General features: G+C 41.3%; 1 protein-coding gene. It reads left to right on the top strand.

All coding sequences use genetic code 11. The features are described from left to right. Positions 1 to 117: 117 nt before the first annotated feature. The coding region (locus QS62_RS11655; protein WP_330998013.1) for an autotransporter family protein at positions 118 to 2,092 on the top strand (1,975 nt) is incomplete at its 3' end.

The following is a 2,092-nucleotide window of genomic DNA, read 5'->3' on the forward strand; positions in this document are numbered from 1 at the left end:
TAGTCTACCACTACACTAGTAGATAACGGGACGCTAACTATTAAAGGGAATATAGAACTTCAGCCGTTTCCCGGAGAGGATTCTATTAGTGTATATGGTTCTAGGGATACGCATTTAATACTTGATGGGATAAGTATCAAAGGAGGGTATGAGGCAGCAGGAATTGACACATATGACGCTAACGTTTCTGTGTCAGGGGGTATCATAAGTGCCGGTAATGCTATCCATGCACTGTATAACAATTATATTACAGTTTCTAATGCTCAACTTTTAGGATCAAATGGGGGGATTTATTTATATCGTAGTAACACTTTTACAGTTACTGGCGATGACACCGTAATTATGGGATGGAGAGGAGGAATCTTATCGGAAGATGAGAACAACATTACTCTTACAGGGGGGACAATAAAAGGAGATCTTTGGGGAATTTTGATAAGAGATATGGGTGGGCCATCAAAAGGTCAGGTACTCACGTTATCGGGTAATGTCCAGATTAAACCTGTTGAAGAGGAGTTTAGGGGAGGGGCAATTGTTTTTGTGGACGATTTCAGTGCCATTCGGGATAATCTAAAACTTTCAACAAGTTTTGATAATGTACATGGACTAGTGATTGCATTTCAAGGACAATTAGGTAGTTATGGTTTGCCAAGTCACAATAATACACTAATACTTAATGGGTCTGATAATTATTTTTTACGACTCAATGAGTTTGGCTCTATTGCTAGTTTGCCGCAAGATAAGAATGATCAGATTATTTTTGGTTTTAGTGAAGATTTTGATAAAACCAAGATAGCAGGTAAAAAAATCTTTGCTTTCGATACCATCACAAAAGAAGGGACAGGCACATGGATACTCGAAGGTACGCTTGACGAAGGGATTATTACCGCAGACAAAGAGGATGGTAAAACTCCGGGTATTCTTGTCAAAGAGGGCACACTCGCATTAGCGCCTAATGCAGTGTTGAATGTAGCGAGTTATGCAGAAGAAGGTGTCGTTAGCGTTCCTGGTATTCAATTGTCTGGTGGTGTCATGGAACTAGGAGACAACTCTCAGACGAACAGCGATTTATGGGTGGATAAAGGTGCCACACTTTATGCTCTTTCTGGTCAGGAAAGCGTGAAATCGCTCGTACTTAACGGTATTTATAAAATGGATATCGCTGCAGTGGATAACTACAGCCAAATTCATAGTAACGATACCGTCGTGATTGACCCAGATGCTAAGCTCGATATTAATGCTACTCTAGCGAAAGGTGGTGATGAAGTCTTTAAAAATATCATCACCTCTGATGTGGCGGTGAAGGGTATTTTTAAACAAGAAAATGTCACCGATAACAGTATCCTATTTGACTTCACTCCTTGGGCCGACCCTAATGGCAAGGCGATTCACTTAAATGCTAAAGCGGTTCCAGCTCCAGAGCCAGAACCTGAACCAACTCCGACTCCAGAACCTAAACCAGAGCCTACCCCAACACCGGAACCAACTCGAGGTTTAATTGAACATTTGGTGAAAGAAGCTTGTGATGATTGTTTAGCCCCAATGGCGGCAAGTTTAGATAAAATTAAAGCCTCAGTAGACAATGATATTGCTTTAGGCTTAATGCCATTAACCAGTGAAAAAGAAGTAGTGAATGCGGTAGAACAAATGCAACCATTACTTGGCATTCGTACCAGCCGCGTGATAATGGAAGCCACTGATACCTTAACTAAATCGATACCAACAGGACGTTGTCTTGCGAATTCCGGAGAAAATCAAGTGTGGGCAAAAGTGTTAGGGGAATGGAATGAACGAGAGGGTTTATCTGGATTATCTGGCTATCAAGCCACTCATAGTGGCATTGCTATTGGTAGTGAACGTTGTGTCACCGAAAACACTAAATTGGGCTTAACGGCTGGCTATCTTAAAACTGATGCAGACAGTTATGATTCTGCTGCTAATCATAACTTAAAAGCCGATACCTGGCAGGTTGGCGTATATGGTAATACGGAATTAACGCCACAATGGGATATTGATTTTTATGCCGGTATTGGACAAGCCTATTTAGACGGTAAACGCCATCTTAGTTTCTTAGGCCGTACTGCAGAAAGTGAGA

This window comes from Gallibacterium salpingitidis (assembly GCF_001678495.1).
GTDB lineage: Bacteria > Pseudomonadota > Gammaproteobacteria > Enterobacterales > Pasteurellaceae > Gallibacterium > Gallibacterium salpingitidis.